Raw genomic sequence first — 13,162 nt, 5'->3', positions numbered from 1 at the left:
ATGACGGAAGAAGAAGGTTGGCCTCCCTTGCCGTCATTCCGGACGGGCGCGCCGCCCCGGCGCGGCCGATCCGGAACCCACGGCGCGACGGGCCTCCCCGCCCGAAGCCGCCGATCCGACGTCGAAGCTTCATCGTCCGGACCGCGAACCGACACGCCCCGGTAACGCGACGCCGCCACTTTCCCGCTTCCGAAATACGGCGGCGGAGGGCCGGGGGTGGTAGCGGAGGTCGAGGGCCGGATCGGCATGCCGGCGACGCTTGCACGGCGATCGGCCGGCCGTCGAACCCAGGCCGGCCGCGCCGCCCTGCTGCTGGCGCCGTCGCTGGTGTTCCTGTTCGCCTTCACCTACTGGCCGATCGGCCAGGTGCTGGTGCAGTCGCTGACCATCGAGACCTTCGGCTCCGACCTGGTGAGCTTCGGCCTGGGCAATTTCGAGCGGTTGCTGGCCGACGCCAGCTTCGGGCGCGCGGTGTCGAACAACCTGCTCTATGCGCTCGGCACCATCCTGCCGTCGGTGGCGGTCGCGATGGCGCTGGCGGTCGGGCTGCAGGACGCCACGCGCTTCAACGCGGCCCTGCGGACCGTGGTGTTCTTCCCGGTCCTGCTGCCGCTGGTGGCGGCCGCCGCGCTGTTCCTGTTCGTGTTCATGCCGGGGATCGGCCTGCTCGACTACTACCTGGCCAAGCTGGGCGCCGGCAGCACCAACTGGCTCGGCAATCCGGACATCGCGCTCTGGTCGCTGGTCGTGCTGACGGTGTGGAAGAATGCCGGCTACTACATGCTGTTCTTCCTGGCCGGGCTGCAGGCGATCCCGCTCGACCTGTACGAGGCGGCGCGCATCGAGGGCGCCGGCGCCTGGGCGCGGTTCCGCCGCATCACCCTGCCGCTGCTCGGGCCGACCCTGGCCTTCGTGCTGGTGATCGCGCTGGTCAACGTCATCACCCAGGTCGACCACGTGGTGGTGCTGACCGAGGGCGGGCCGTCGGACTCCACCAACCTGCTGCTGTTCTACATCTACCAGCAGGCGCACGAGAACTACGACTACGGCAAGGCGGCCGCCGCCACCGTGCTGTCGGTCGCCGGCCTGCTGGCGCTGTCCTTCCTGTCGCTGCGCACGCTCGAGCGGGGCATCCACTATGAAGCCTGAGCGCGCCATGCGTGGCCCGAGCCCGTCGGCGCTGCTGGCGCTGCTCGCCCTGTCGGCGATCGTGCTGGTGTGGTCGACGCCGCTGCTGTGGATGGCGATCGCGTCGTTCCGGCCGCAGAACTTCGGCGGGCTCGACATGGCGTCGCTGTGGCCGGATTTCGCGCCGACCCTGGCGAACTTCGTCGAGGCGCTGGACTCCGCCGACTTCCCGCTGCTGTACCTGAACACCGCCCTGGTGTGCCTGGGCACGCTGGCCGTCCAGCTCGCCACCGTCACGCTGGCCGGCTACGCCTTCGCGCGGCTGCGGTTCCCGGGCAAGGAACTGGTGTTCTACGGCTTCCTGCTGCAGCTGATGCTGGTGCCGCCGATCCTGATCGTGCCGAACCTGATCACGATCACCCGGCTCGGCCTGTACGACAGCCTGCTCGGCGTGATGGCGCCGTATTTCGCGTCGGCCTTCGGGGTGTTCCTGATGCGCCAGACCTTCCGGACCATCCCCAAGGACTTCGAGGAGGCGGCGATCGTCGACGGCGCCACCTGGTAGCAGCTGGTGTGGCGGGTGCTGGTGCCGCTGGCGCGCCCCGGCATGATCGCCTTCGGCATCGTCTCGGTGGTGAGCCACTGGAACGAGTTCCTGTGGCCGCTGATGGTCATCGCCTCGCCCGACAACCAGACCCTCACCATCGGTCTCGCCTCCTTCACCATGGGGGCCGAGAGCGCCTCGCAATGGGGCGTGATCGCGGCCGGCACCTTCCTGGTGGCGGCCCCGCTGCTGGCGGCGTTCGCGCTGTTCCAGCGGCAGTTCGTCAACTCGTTCCTGTTCTCTGGCGTCAAATAGGAGGTTACGGCGATGTCCCGTCTCGCATCCGCTGCGCTCGCCGCGGCGATCACCCTCGGCCTCGGATCGGGAGCGGCGTCGGCCGCGACCGAGATCGAGATGTTCTTCCCGGTCCCGGTCGAGGGCAAGCTGGCGAAGGAGATGAAGTCCCTGATGGACCGGTTCAACGCCGAGCATCCGGAGATCAAGGCGACCGCGGTATACACCGGGTCCTACGACGAGACCAACATCAAGACCCGCGCCGCCATCAAGGCCGGCCAGCCGCCGGCGGCGGTCATCATGAGCGCGAACTTCGTGCTCGAGTACCAGATCAACGGCGAGATCCAGCCGCTGGATCCGATGGTGGTGGCCGACGGCCAGACCCCGGACGCCTTCATGAACCGGTTCTGGCCGGCGCTGCACGGCAACGCCCGCTTCGCCGACAAGATCTGGGCGGCGCCGTTCCACAACTCCACGCCGCTGCTGTACTTCAACGCCGACCACTTCAAGGAGGTCGGGCTGGACCCGGCGAACCCGCCGAAGACCTGGGCCGAGTGGGTCGACGCCGCGAAGAAGCTGACCGTGCGCGACGGCGACAGCATCAAGCGCTACGGCCTGATGCTGCCGGGCAACTACGACTATCTCGGCTGGGTGATGACCGCGCTGACCATGTCGAACGGCGGCCTGTACTACAACCCGGCGTTCGGCGGCGAGGTGTACTACGACACCCCGAGCATGCTCGGCGCCCTGACCCTGGTGGGCGACATGGCCCACAAGCACAAGGTGATGCCGGACGGCGTGACCGACGGCAAGGCGGTGTCGACCGCGTTCTTCGCCGGCCAGGCCTCGATGGTGGTGCTCTCGACCGGCTCGCTGTCGTTCATCCGCCAGAACATGAAGGGCAACTACGGGGTCGCCTTCGTGCCGCGCAACCTGCGCAACGCGGTCGCCATCGGCGGCGCCTCGCTGATCATGCCGAAGGGCCTGTCGGACGAGCGCAGGCAGGCCTCCTGGACCCTGATCAAGTGGCTGACCAGCCCCGAGATCTCCGGTCACTGGAGCCGCTTCACCGGCTACTTCGCCCCGAACAAGGGCGCCTACGACCTGCCGGAGATGAAGTCCTTCATCGCCGAGAACCCGGACGCCAAGGTCGCTCTCGATCAGCTGCAGTACGCCCAGTCCTGGTTCGCGACCTACAACACGGTCGCGGTCCGCAAGGCGCTGGAGGACGAGGTCCAGGCGGTGATCGCCGGCAAGAAGAAGCCGGCCGAGGCGCTGAAGGCCGCCCAGGCCAAGGCCGACGAGATCATGCGCCCGTATGTGGAGCAGACCGCGCTCAGCCTGCCGAACTGACGCATTCCCCCCTTGGGAACGGCCCGCCGGTTTCGGGCGGGCCGTTCCGCCTTTTTCGATCCTGCTCCGGGACCAACGTCATGCTGATCGCCCAGATTACCGACCTGCACGTCCGGCCCTCGGGCACGCCGGCCTACCGTGTCGTCGAGGTCAACACCCTGCTGGCCCGCGCGCTGGCCACCCTGCGCACGCTCGATCCCCGGCCCGACGCGCTGATCCTGTCCGGCGACCTGACCGACTGCGGGCTCGCCTCGGAATACGCGCTGCTGCGCCGGATGCTCGAGCCGCTGGCGATGCCGGTCTACCTGATCCCCGGCAACCACGACCGTCGCGGCCCGCTGCGCGACGCATTCGCCGGCTGGCCGACCCTCGGCGACGACCCGGTGTTCGTCGACTTCGTCGCCGACCACGGCCCGCTGCGGCTGATCGGCGTCGACTCCGTGGTGCCGGGCCACGGCCACGGCGCGCTGTGCGAGCGCCGGCTGTCCAGGCTGCGGGCCACGCTGGCCGAGGCTGCCGACCGGCCGACCCTGCTGGCGCTGCACCACCCGCCCTTCGCCTGCGGCATCGAGCACATGGACGCGATCCGGCTGCTCGACGGCGCCGCGGAACTGGCCGCGATCGTGGCCGACAACCCGCAGATCGAGCGGGTGCTGTGCGGCCACCACCACCGCCCGATCCAGGCGCGCTGGGCCGGCACGCTCGCCCAGGTGGCGCCGTCGGTCGCCCATCAGGTCGAGTACCGGCTGGACCCGGGTGCCGACGGGCTGTTCGTCATGGAGCCGCCGGCCTTCCTGGTGCATGCCTGGATCGAGGGCACCGGCGTGGTGACCCACCAGGTCTATGTCGAGCGCTACGACGGCCCGTATCCGTTCGTCCTGGACCCGGACTACCCCGGCGGCGCCTGACGCCTCGCCGACCCGGCACCGAATTGACACTGGCGCGGCGCGGCGGAGCCGCTACATATCCTGCATGATTGTGCGGCGCCTCGCCCCGTGTCTGCTGCTCCTGCTTGGGCTGGCGCTGTCCGGAACGGTTGCGCGCGACGCCGACGCCACCGGCGCGGCGATCGGCGGCCGGGTCATCGTCGCACCCGATGCCGCGCCCTGGCAGGCGGTCGGGCGCCTGAACGTCGCCGGCTTCCGGATCCGCCGGCACTGCACCGCCACCCTGGTCGCCCCCGACCTGGCGCTGACCGCCCGGCACTGTCTGGGCGGTTTCCGCGGCGAGGAATGGGTGGCGCCCGACCTCGTGCATTTCCTGCCCGGCTACAGCCGTGGCGGCTACATCGAGCACCGCCAGGCGGTCGGCTACGAGCCGGTCGGCAACGAGGCGGTGCTGGTGCGGCTCGACGGTCCGGCGATGATCGCGTCGGTGCCGATCGCCAGGCGGGGCACCGTGCCGGGCACCGCGCTGTTCCAGGCCGGCTACAGCCGCGACAAGGGCCAGGTCCTGACCGTCGACCCGGCCTGCCGGTTCCTCGGCTGGTCGGACGACGGCCTGTGGAACCACGACTGCGAGGCGATCGGCGGCGATTCCGGGGCGCCGATCCTGATCGATACCGGCGCCGGGCTGGCGGTGGCGGCCATCCATGTCGGCCGGCGCGGCAGCGTCGGCCTGGCCGAACCCCTTGATCCCGAGCGGATGCCGCGCCTCGCCCGCCGATGACCGGCCGGAGCCGCCGGCGGTCGGCCGTTACCGTCTCTTGACCGGTGCTCCCGCACCCACCACGTTATGGCGTGCGGTCCGCGGCCTGACGGGGCGGTCCGCACTCGGCGCCGCATGCCGCGGGCCGATGCTTGGGGTTCTCGCTCGCCTGAGGAGAGGCCGATGTCGCGCATGTCGCTTTTCAACTCGCCGCTGCTGCTGGGCTTCGATCATTTCGAGCGCGCCCTGGATCGGGTGCAGAAGGCCCAGGCGGACGGCTACCCGCCCTACAACATCGAGCAGACCTCCGAGAACGGGCTGCGGATCACGCTGGCGGTCGCCGGTTTCTCGATGGCCGACCTCAGCGTCCAGATCGAGGACAACCAGCTGGTGGTGCGCGGCCGGCAGGCCGAGGAGGAAGACCGCATCTACCTGCATCGGGGGATCGCCGCCCGGCAGTTCCTGCGGACCTTCGTCCTGGCCGAGGGCATCAAGGTCGAGGGCGCGGAACTGGACAACGGCCTGCTGCATATCGACCTGGTCCGGCCGGTGCCGGAGACCAAGGTGCACACCATCGAGATCCGCGGAGGCGGAAAGCAGGGCAGGACGATCGACGTCAAGCCCGAATGACCCACAGGGGCTGCCGCTCGAGCGGGGCCCGACCAACCCGTACCCAAGGCTCCGGGCCGCGATGGCCGGGGCGCAGGAGGTGACGATGAACGATATCCGCCAGATCAGCCCGCAGGCCCTGGCCACCCTGGGCGTCGACCAGATCGCCTACGTCAAGCCGGTCGAGATCGAGCAGGAGATGCGGTTCGCTGTGCATGCCGCGGACGGGACCGGCGTAACCGTGTTCCCCAGCCTGGAGCTGGCCCAACTCGCCATCCGCCAGAACGACCTGCAGCCGGTCAGCGTGCACTGAACGGGCCGCTGCGCCGCCTTTGCGATCCGCTCAGGCGGCGTGACTGGCCGTGGTGTCGGTGAACAGCGCGTAGATCGCGTCCCGGCTCTCGCAGCCGCGCAGCTTGTTGCACACGGTGCGGTCGCGCAGCAGCCGGGAGACCCGGGCCAGGGCCTTCAGATGGTCGGCCCCGGCGCTCTCGGGCGCCAGCAGCAGGAACAGCAGGTCGACCGGCTCGTCGTCGATCGAGTCGAAGTCGATCGGCTGCTCCATGCGGGCGAACACGCCGTAAAGCCGGTCGAGCTTGGCCAGCTTGCCGTGCGGGATCGCGATGCCGTGCCCGACTCCGGTGGTGCCCAGCCGCTCGCGTTCGAGCAGCACGTCGAAGATCTCCCGAGCCTCGATGCCGGTCAGCTCGCTGGCCTTGCGGGCCAACTCCTGGAGCGCCTGCTTCTTGCTGGGCGCGCGCAGGGTCGGGATGATGGCGTCACTCGAGATCAAATCCGTGATGTCCATCGCTGCAGTCGTCCTTTCGCCGCCCGGCGCGTCCCGACGCCGGCGGTTCCATGTCGTCGTCAGCTCTGGGTGCGGCTCGGCGGGTCGACCCAGCCGACATTGCCGTCCGGGCGGCGGTAGATCATGTTCAGGCCGCCATGCCCCCGGTTGCGGAACATCAGGGCCGGCGCGCTGGCGAGATCCATGCGCATCACGGCCTCACCCACGGTAAGCACTTCGATGGTGGTCTCCATCTCGGCGACCACGACCGGCTCCCAGCCGTCCACGGTCTCGGGCTCCGGGGTGTCGTCAGCCTCGGCCGCCAGCACGTACTGGGCCGCCGGAGCCGCCTCCTCGGAGTGACCTCGATGGTGGTCGCGCAGCCGCCGCTTGTAGCGCCGCAGCTGCTTGTCGATCCGCTCCGCGGCCCCGTCGAACGCGGCATGCGCGTCGCCGTTGGTGCCCTCGGAGGTGACCGAGATGCCCTTGCCGACATGCACGTTGATGTCGGCCTTGAAGCCCGGGCCCTGCCGCGACAGGGTCACCGTCGCGTCGATCGGGTTGGAAAAATACTTGGCGGCGATCTGCTCGACCGTCGACTCGATGCGCTCGCGCAAGGCGTCGCCCACGTCGAGCTGCTTGCCCTGGACCGAAATCTTCATCGTCCTGTCCGTGTGGTTGTCCCACTTTCCGACATGGGGTCGTGGTGGCCCGGCCGAAAGAGGCGCTCTCCCCCATGGAGGCGGCCGCGCGTCCCTTGCGAGAACCCGCGCGCGAGGCCGCGGAACCTAGTCGCGGGGCTGAACGGCGTCAAGTCGCGATAGATGCCACCCTCCATGGTCTGTCATGCGTCCCCATCGGGGCTTCATCCGCGTGCCGGCAGGGCGACCAGCATGGCCTTGTCGCGCCGACGCTGGACGCTCGACGGGATGCGCAGCGCTTCCCGATACTTGGCGACCGTTCGCCTGGCGATGTCGACGCCATCGGCGCGCAACAGCTCGACGATGCGGTCGTCGGATAATACGGCAGATGCCGGTTCGGCGTCGATGAGCCGCTTGATCCGGTCGCGCACGGCCTCGGCCGAATGCGCCTCGCCGCCGCCGGACGACGCGATCGAGGCGGTGAAAAAATACTTCAGCTCGAAGATTCCGCGCGGCGTGGCCACGAACTTGTTGCTGGTGACCCGGCTGACCGTGCTCTCGTGCATGCCGATGGCGTCGGCGATGTCGCGCAGCACCAGGGGCCGCAGATGCTGGACGCCATGCTCCAGGAAGCGGTCCTGCTGGCGCACGATCTCGGTGGCGACCTTCAGGATGGTGGTGGCGCGCTGATGCAGCGAGCGGACCAGCCAGTTCGCCGACTGCAGGCAGTCGGACAGGTACTCCTTGGCCTTCTTGTCCTTGGCCGTGCGGTGCGAGACCTCGGCGAAATAGGCGTTGTTGACCAGCACCCGCGGCAGGGTGTCGGTGTTCAGCTCGATCAGCCAGCTGCCGTCCGGACCGCGCCTGACCATGACGTCGGGCACCACGGGCTGGTCGACCGGCGGCTCGAAGGCCTCGCCCGGCTTCGGATTCAGGGCCTTGATCTCGGCGATCATCTCGCCGAGGTCGTCGTCGTCGACCCCGCAGACCCGGCGCAGCCCGGCGAAGTCGCGCTGGGCGAGCATCGGCAGATGCGCCAGCAAGGCCTCCATGCAGGGGTCGTAGCGGTTGCGGTCGCGCAGCTGGAGGGCCAGGCACTCCTTGAGGTCGCGGGCGAACACGCCGGCCGGGTCCAGCTTCTGCAGCCGGTCCAGCACCCGCAGCACCGCCTCGCCCGGGCAGCCGAGCAGTTCGGCGACCGGCTCGATCGGTCCCGCCAGGTAGCCGGCGGCGTCGACCATGTCGATCAGATGCGCGGCGATCAGCCGGTCGGCCGGGTCGGCGATCTCCATCGAGGTCTGGGCGAGCAGGTGCTCGCGCAGGGTTTTGGTCTCCGACAGGGTATGCTCGAGGCCGAACTCGTCGCCGTCGCCGCCGTGTCCACCGGTGGTCCGCCAGCCTGCCAGTTCGCCGGCGCCGGCGCCCATGGCGGCCACGCCCTCGGTCTCCTCGATTCCGGCACTGCCCCAGTTGTTGTCGTAGTCGACGTCGCTCGGGTCGTCGCCGGCCGACGGCAGGGTTTCGGTGGCGGCCCGCTCGGCGGTGTCCTGGCCGCGCTCCGGCGGCGCGTCCTCGGTCTCGTGGCGCAGCAGGTTGTCCTGGGACACCGCCTCGAGGGTCGCCGGGCCGTCGCCGTCGTCGCGCTCGAGCAGCGGGTTCTGCGACAGCTCGCCCTCGACGTACTCGGACAGCTCCATGTTGTTCAGCTGCAGCAGCTTGATGGCCTGCTGCAGCTGGGGCGTGAGGACCAGCGATTGCGAGTGGCGAAGGTCGAGCCGTTGCGAAAGCGCCATCGGCCTCATCCGTTAGAGACTGAACCGCTCTCCGAGGTAGAAGCGCCGGACGTCGCGATGCGCGACGATGTCCCCCGGCTCCCCTTCCATCAGCACCATCCCGTCGTGCAGGATGTAGGCGCGGTCGACGATATCGAGCGTCTCCCGGACGTTGTGGTCGGTTATCAGGACCCCGAGGCCGCGGTCGGTCAGGTGCGAGATCAGGTCGCGGATCTCCGATACGGCGATCGGGTCGATGCCGGCCAGCGGCTCGTCGAGCAGGATGAAATGCGGCTGCGAGGCCAGCGCCCGGGCGATCTCGACGCGCCGCCGCTCGCCGCCCGACAGCGCCAGCGCCGGCGTGCGCCGCAGGTGGCTGATCGAGAACTCGGCCAGCAGGTCGTCCAGCATGGCGTCGCGCCGGTTGGCGTTCGGCTCCACCACCTCCAGCACTGCGCGGATGTTCTGCTCGACCGTCAGGCCGCGGAAGATCGAGGCCTCCTGCGGCAGATAGCCGATGCCGAGACGGGCCCGGCGGTACATCGGCAGGTCGGTGATGTCGTGGCCGTCCAGGGTCACCGAGCCGGAGTCGGCCGAGATCAGGCCGGTGATGACGTAGAAGCAGGTGGTCTTGCCGGCGCCGTTCGGGCCGAGCAGGCCGACCGCCTCGCCGCGACGGACGTTCACCGAGACGTCGCGCAGCACCGGGCGCTTCTTGAAGCGCTTGCCGATGTTCCGGGCGGACAGGCCGTCCGTCGTCCGGCCGTCGGAGGTCTTCACCAGCCGCGGGCGCATGCCCGACATGGCTGTCGTATCCTCCTCGCGACCGGTCATGCGTGCACTGCTCCTTATGCCTCGTCGCGACCGCCGCTCACTGCGGCACGGTCCCCGGCGTGAACAATCCCTTCACGCGGCCACCGTCCTTGCCCGCCGGCAGGAGCCGGCTGACGCCGGTATTGAGGTTCACAACCGCGCGCTCGCCGTTCAACTGGTTCTTTCCGCGCGTAATGCGCACATCCCCGGTAAGCGTGGCCGTCCCCTGCTTGGCATTATAGACCCCTTCGCGGCCGCGGGCGACCTCCTCCGGCGTGGTGATCACCACATTGCCGTCGGCCTCGACCTGGCTCAGCGCGGTCCCGCCCTTCTTCGACTTCTCGAAGAACGCGGTCAGGGTATCGGCCCGGATCGTCTGGCGCTCGCGGGTGGCGACCGCATCGCCGCGGGCGACCGCGACCTCGCGTTCCTGCCAGTACTCCAGGCTTTCGCGCGCGGTGATCAGGTCCTGGCCGCTGCGGAACTGCAGGTCCCGGCCGGTCAGCAGCATGTTGGACTTGTCGAGGTCGTACACGGCCTTGTCGCCGGTCGCGCGCTCGCGCGGGGTGGTGATCACCACGTGGCCCTCGGCGATCAGCCGGAAGATCTCCGAGGTGCCGTCCGGCTTCTCGCGATAGCGCGCCCGCAGGGTGTCGGCGGTCACCTGGGTGTCGCCGCGAACCGCCTTGGCGTTGCCGCGCGCGACATAGGTCTTGCTGTCGCGGATCCACTCGATGCCGTTGTCGGCCTCGACCGTGACCGGGACGTTGTTGTCGTCGCCCTGCAGCAGCTGCGCGGCGGCCGGCGCCGGCGGCAGCAGCGCGAACGCCGCCAGCAGCAAGGCGAGACCCAGGCGCCCTGGCAATCGTGACAGGCGAATGCTCATCCGCCGGTCCCGGACCCGTACAGGACGGCCCTCGCCTTGCCGGTGAACACGATGCGCGCACCCCGGTCGTACAGCCTGAAGCCCTCGCCGGAGACGTTGCCGCCGGGGCTCTGGCCGGTGGTCGGGTCGTCGCTCGCCGCCGTGCCTTCGCCGAGGTCGATGCGCGCGGTGTCGGTGGCCAGCTGATGGCCGGCCTCGTGGAACACCGCCACCCCGCCGCCGAGATCGACCGACTCGGCGCGCTTGTGCCAGACCCCGGTGCTGGCGGTCAGGGTCATCCAGGTCCCGGCTTCGGTCATCATGTCGGCCTGCGGGCCGTCGAGATGCACGTCGTCGGCGGACTCGCTCTCCTGGCGTGCGGCAATGGCGATGATCTCGTAGGGGCGGTCCTTCTCGTCGACCCCGACGAACCGCGGATTGGCGACCCGCAGGGTATCGGCGTCGGATGCGGCGATTCTAGGGCCCTTGAACGAGTCGCCGACCTGCAGCAGCTGCGGCCAGATCACCACCAGCGCGATCAGGCAGAGCGCGATCGCCGGCAGCAGCATCTTCATCGCCGCCACCAGCCGGCTCGACTGCGCGGCCGCGAACTGCCGCCGGAGGCGCGGTCGCGGCCGGCGCTCGGGAGGGGCGATCACTGTCGGGTCGGTGCTGGCCACGGTCGATCGGGCTCGCTGATCCTTGGGCGTCGGTGAAGCCGTATGACTGGGTTATACCGCGTCGCGGCACTGCCGTGTAGCCGGCGCGGCATTCCGGGCGATATGGGGACGCGGACCCGGCGGCGCGAGGCCGGCCGGACCAGGAACCGGTCAGTGCGAGAAGATGTCCTCGTCCGGATAGCCGATAAGGTCGAGGGCGGCGCGGGTGCCGAGGAACCGGAAGCAGTCGGCCGCGATCTCGCTGCGGCCCTCGCGCGCCAGCATGGCGTCGAGCCGCTCCTTCAGGGCGTGCAGGTGCAGCACGTCGGAGGCGGCATAGGCCTGCTGCTCCGCCGTCAGGTCCGTCGCCCCCCAGTCGGACGATTGCTGCTGCTTCGACAGCTCGATGCCCAGCAGCTCGCGGCACAGATCCTTGAGGCCGTGCCGGTCGGTGTAGGTCCGGACCAGCTTGGAGGCGATCTTGGTGCAGTACACCGGCGCCGTGTCGACGCCCAGGAACGCCTGCATCACCGCGACGTCGAAGCGCGCGTAGTGGAACAGCTTGAGAGTATCCGGGTCGGTCAGCAGCCGCGCCAGGTTCGGGGCCCGGTAGGCGCCGGGGGCGAACTGCACCAGGTGGGCGTTGCCGTCGCCGGACGACAGCTGGACCACGCAGAGCCGGTCGCGGATCGGCTTCAGCCCCATGGTCTCGGAATCGATGGCGACGATCGGGCCGAGGGTGAGGCCGTCGGGCAGGTCGCCCTTGTGAAGCGTCACCGTCATGTCGTCATCCCGACGAGAAGTAATGGTGCCCAGGAGAAGACTCGAACTTCCACGACCTTTCGGCCACTAGCACCTGAAGCTAGCGCGTCTACCAATTCCGCCACCTGGGCAAGGTGCGGAGGCGCCAGGGGCGCCGTCACGGGACCGGAGAAATAGTGTCGGGCCGCCCCCCTGTCAAAGGGTTTTCGTCGTCCCTCGCGGCAATCGGAAGATCTCGGACGCCGCGGCGGCGAATTCGTCCTCCCCCTTGGGCGCCGGCCTGTACTATAAGCCGTTGCGTGACGCTCGTCGCCGAAGGGGAAGGTGCCATGCAGGGCCAGCTCGCCACCGTGTTCGGAGCCTCCGGGTTCATCGGCAGGAACGTCGTGCGGGAACTCGCCGCGCGCGGGGTGCGGGTGAACGCGGTCTGCCGCGACGCCGAGCACGCCAAGTTCCTGAAGCCGATGGGCGTCGTCGGCCAGGTCACGCCGATGCGTGCCGACGTCACCGACCCGGCCGCGGTGGCGCGCGCCGTCGCCGGCGCCGACATGGTCGTCAACCTGGTCGGCATTCTCCACCAGTCCGGCCGCAACACCTTCGACGCGGTCCAGGCGACCGCGCCCGGCTCCATCGCCAAGGCGGCCGCCGCGGCCGGGGCCCGCGCGATGGTCCATGTCTCGGCGATCGGCGCGGACGCCGGCAGCCGGTCGGCCTATGCCCACAGCAAGGCGGCCGGCGAGGCGGCGGTGCGCGCGGCGTTCCCGGCCGCCACGATCCTGCGCCCGTCGATCGTCTACGGGCCGGACGATTCGTTCTTCAACCGGTTCGCGGCAATGGCCCAGGTCATGCCGGTGCTGCCGTTGATCGGCGGCGGGACCACCCGGTTCCAGCCGGTCTACGTGGACGACGTCGCCGACGCCGCGATGGCGGCGCTCGACCGCCCGGAGGCGGCCGGCGCCGACTACGAGCTCGGCGGGCCGTCGGTGTATACCTTCCGGCAGCTGCTGGAGCTGATGCTGGCGGAGATCCGCCGCAAGCGCATGCTGGTGCCGTTGCCGTTCTGGCTGGCCGCGCTGCAGGGCGCGATCCTCGAACTGCTGCCGGTGCCGCCCCTGACCCGCGATCAGGTCGAGTTGCTGAAGTCCGACAATGTGGTGGCGCCGGGGGCGAAGACCCTCGCCGACCTCGGCATCGAGGCGACCCCGCTGGAGATCGTCGTGCCGAGCTATCTGGACAAGTTCCGGGTCGGCGGGCGCTACGCGGGCGGCCGCGTCAACGCCTGAGCCCG

General features: G+C 69.8%; 14 protein-coding genes, 1 tRNA gene and 1 pseudogene. 8 read left to right on the top strand and 8 right to left on the bottom strand.

The window, feature by feature from the left end:
• Window positions 1–216 precede the first annotated feature (216 nt).
• The 7 genes and pseudogenes from RIC31_RS06795 (at window position 217) to RIC31_RS06765 (ending at window position 5,888) form a co-directional block, all read left to right on the top strand.
• Complete coding sequence (locus tag RIC31_RS06795; RefSeq protein ID WP_350104586.1) at window positions 217–1,149, top strand: carbohydrate ABC transporter permease; 933 nt, start codon at window positions 217–219, stop codon at window positions 1,147–1,149.
• Window positions 1,139–1,987, top strand: a pseudogene (locus RIC31_RS06790) (carbohydrate ABC transporter permease). The gene RIC31_RS06795 and the pseudogene RIC31_RS06790 overlap by 11 nt, the downstream one beginning before the upstream one ends.
• Before the next feature lie 12 nt (window positions 1,988–1,999).
• Entirely contained in the window at window positions 2,000–3,319 is a 1,320-nt protein-coding gene (locus RIC31_RS06785) for an ABC transporter substrate-binding protein (protein ID WP_350104583.1), read from the top strand.
• An 80-nt stretch (window positions 3,320–3,399) separates the two neighbouring features.
• On the top strand, window positions 3,400–4,227 hold the full coding sequence (locus RIC31_RS06780) for a phosphodiesterase (RefSeq protein WP_350104580.1): 828 nt from the start codon (window positions 3,400–3,402) through the stop codon (window positions 4,225–4,227).
• Window positions 4,228–4,291: 64 nt separating this feature from the next.
• The gene (locus tag RIC31_RS06775) at window positions 4,292–4,987 is read left to right on the top strand and encodes a trypsin-like serine peptidase (protein WP_350104578.1); all 696 of its coding nucleotides are present in this window, start codon (window positions 4,292–4,294) and stop codon (window positions 4,985–4,987) included.
• A 162-nt stretch (window positions 4,988–5,149) separates the two neighbouring features.
• Window positions 5,150–5,596 (top strand): Hsp20 family protein, encoded by a 447-nt coding sequence (locus tag RIC31_RS06770; protein ID WP_350104575.1) that lies wholly within the window; start codon window positions 5,150–5,152, stop codon window positions 5,594–5,596.
• An 85-nt stretch (window positions 5,597–5,681) separates the two neighbouring features.
• Complete coding sequence (locus tag RIC31_RS06765; protein ID WP_350104573.1) at window positions 5,682–5,888, top strand: DUF1150 family protein; 207 nt, start codon at window positions 5,682–5,684, stop codon at window positions 5,886–5,888.
• Between the two features lie 30 nt (window positions 5,889–5,918).
• Here the strand turns inward: RIC31_RS06765 and ptsN are convergent, their stop codons facing one another.
• The 8 genes from ptsN to RIC31_RS06725 form a co-directional block, all read right to left on the bottom strand.
• Window positions 5,919–6,383 carry a PTS IIA-like nitrogen regulatory protein PtsN gene (ptsN, locus tag RIC31_RS06760; RefSeq protein ID WP_350104570.1) on the bottom strand — a complete coding sequence of 155 codons (465 nt, stop codon included), beginning with the start codon at window positions 6,381–6,383 and terminating at the stop codon, window positions 5,919–5,921.
• A gap of 59 nt (window positions 6,384–6,442) precedes the next feature.
• Window positions 6,443–7,024: a ribosome hibernation-promoting factor, HPF/YfiA family gene (gene hpf / locus RIC31_RS06755; RefSeq protein WP_350104568.1), complete on the bottom strand. Its 582-nt coding sequence runs from the start codon at window positions 7,022–7,024 to the stop codon at window positions 6,443–6,445.
• A gap of 203 nt (window positions 7,025–7,227) precedes the next feature.
• Complete coding sequence (gene rpoN, locus RIC31_RS06750) at window positions 7,228–8,796, bottom strand: RNA polymerase factor sigma-54 (protein WP_350104564.1); 1,569 nt, start codon at window positions 8,794–8,796, stop codon at window positions 7,228–7,230.
• A 12-nt stretch (window positions 8,797–8,808) separates the two neighbouring features.
• A complete protein-coding gene (gene lptB, locus RIC31_RS06745; RefSeq protein ID WP_350104697.1) occupies window positions 8,809–9,579 on the bottom strand; it encodes an LPS export ABC transporter ATP-binding protein in 771 nt (256 codons plus the stop codon).
• Window positions 9,580–9,646: 67 nt separating this feature from the next.
• Window positions 9,647–10,474 carry an LptA/OstA family protein gene (locus RIC31_RS06740; RefSeq protein ID WP_350104562.1) on the bottom strand — a complete coding sequence of 276 codons (828 nt, stop codon included), beginning with the start codon at window positions 10,472–10,474 and terminating at the stop codon, window positions 9,647–9,649.
• Window positions 10,471–11,133 carry an LPS export ABC transporter periplasmic protein LptC gene (gene lptC / locus RIC31_RS06735; RefSeq protein ID WP_350104559.1) on the bottom strand — a complete coding sequence of 221 codons (663 nt, stop codon included), beginning with the start codon at window positions 11,131–11,133 and terminating at the stop codon, window positions 10,471–10,473. Before lptC ends, RIC31_RS06740 begins: the two co-directional genes overlap by 4 nt.
• 150 nt (window positions 11,134–11,283) lie before the next feature.
• Window positions 11,284–11,895, bottom strand: a complete 612-nt coding sequence (locus RIC31_RS06730) for a ribonuclease D (protein WP_350104557.1) — start codon at window positions 11,893–11,895, stop codon at window positions 11,284–11,286.
• Between the two features lie 23 nt (window positions 11,896–11,918).
• Window positions 11,919–12,005: transfer RNA gene (locus RIC31_RS06725), tRNA-Leu, on the bottom strand.
• Window positions 12,006–12,203: 198 nt separating this feature from the next.
• Here RIC31_RS06725 and RIC31_RS06720 point away from each other — a divergent pair.
• Entirely contained in the window at window positions 12,204–13,157 is a 954-nt protein-coding gene (locus RIC31_RS06720; RefSeq protein WP_350104555.1) for a complex I NDUFA9 subunit family protein, read from the top strand.
• Window positions 13,158–13,162 lie beyond the last annotated feature (5 nt).

Origin of the sequence: Thalassobaculum sp. (assembly GCF_040219615.1) — a bacterium.
In the GTDB taxonomy this organism is placed as follows: domain Bacteria; phylum Pseudomonadota; class Alphaproteobacteria; order Thalassobaculales; family Thalassobaculaceae; genus Thalassobaculum_A.
Note: the sequence above shows the minus strand (reverse complement) of the source record. Positions and strands in the feature narration are given on the sequence as shown.

Bases quoted from the DNA above. Each gene is read 5' to 3' on its own strand.
- RIC31_RS06785 (WP_350104583.1), top strand. From the start codon at position 2,000: ATGTCCCGTCTCGCATCCGCTGCGCTCGCCGCGGCGATCACCCTCGGC.
- RIC31_RS06780 (WP_350104580.1), top strand. From the start codon at position 3,400: ATGCTGATCGCCCAGATTACCGACCTGCACGTCCGGCCCTCGGGCACG.
- RIC31_RS06775 (WP_350104578.1), top strand. From the start codon at position 4,292: ATGATTGTGCGGCGCCTCGCCCCGTGTCTGCTGCTCCTGCTTGGGCTG.
- RIC31_RS06770 (WP_350104575.1), top strand. From the start codon at position 5,150: ATGTCGCGCATGTCGCTTTTCAACTCGCCGCTGCTGCTGGGCTTCGAT.
- RIC31_RS06765 (WP_350104573.1), top strand. From the start codon at position 5,682: ATGAACGATATCCGCCAGATCAGCCCGCAGGCCCTGGCCACCCTGGGC.
- ptsN (WP_350104570.1), bottom strand. From the start codon at position 6,383: ATGGACATCACGGATTTGATCTCGAGTGACGCCATCATCCCGACCCTG.
- hpf (WP_350104568.1), bottom strand. From the start codon at position 7,024: ATGAAGATTTCGGTCCAGGGCAAGCAGCTCGACGTGGGCGACGCCTTG.
- rpoN (WP_350104564.1), bottom strand. From the start codon at position 8,796: ATGGCGCTTTCGCAACGGCTCGACCTTCGCCACTCGCAATCGCTGGTC.
- lptB (WP_350104697.1), bottom strand. From the start codon at position 9,579: ATGTCGGGCATGCGCCCGCGGCTGGTGAAGACCTCCGACGGCCGGACG.
- RIC31_RS06740 (WP_350104562.1), bottom strand. From the start codon at position 10,474: ATGAGCATTCGCCTGTCACGATTGCCAGGGCGCCTGGGTCTCGCCTTG.
- RIC31_RS06730 (WP_350104557.1), bottom strand. From the start codon at position 11,895: ATGACGGTGACGCTTCACAAGGGCGACCTGCCCGACGGCCTCACCCTC.
- RIC31_RS06720 (WP_350104555.1), top strand. From the start codon at position 12,204: ATGCAGGGCCAGCTCGCCACCGTGTTCGGAGCCTCCGGGTTCATCGGC.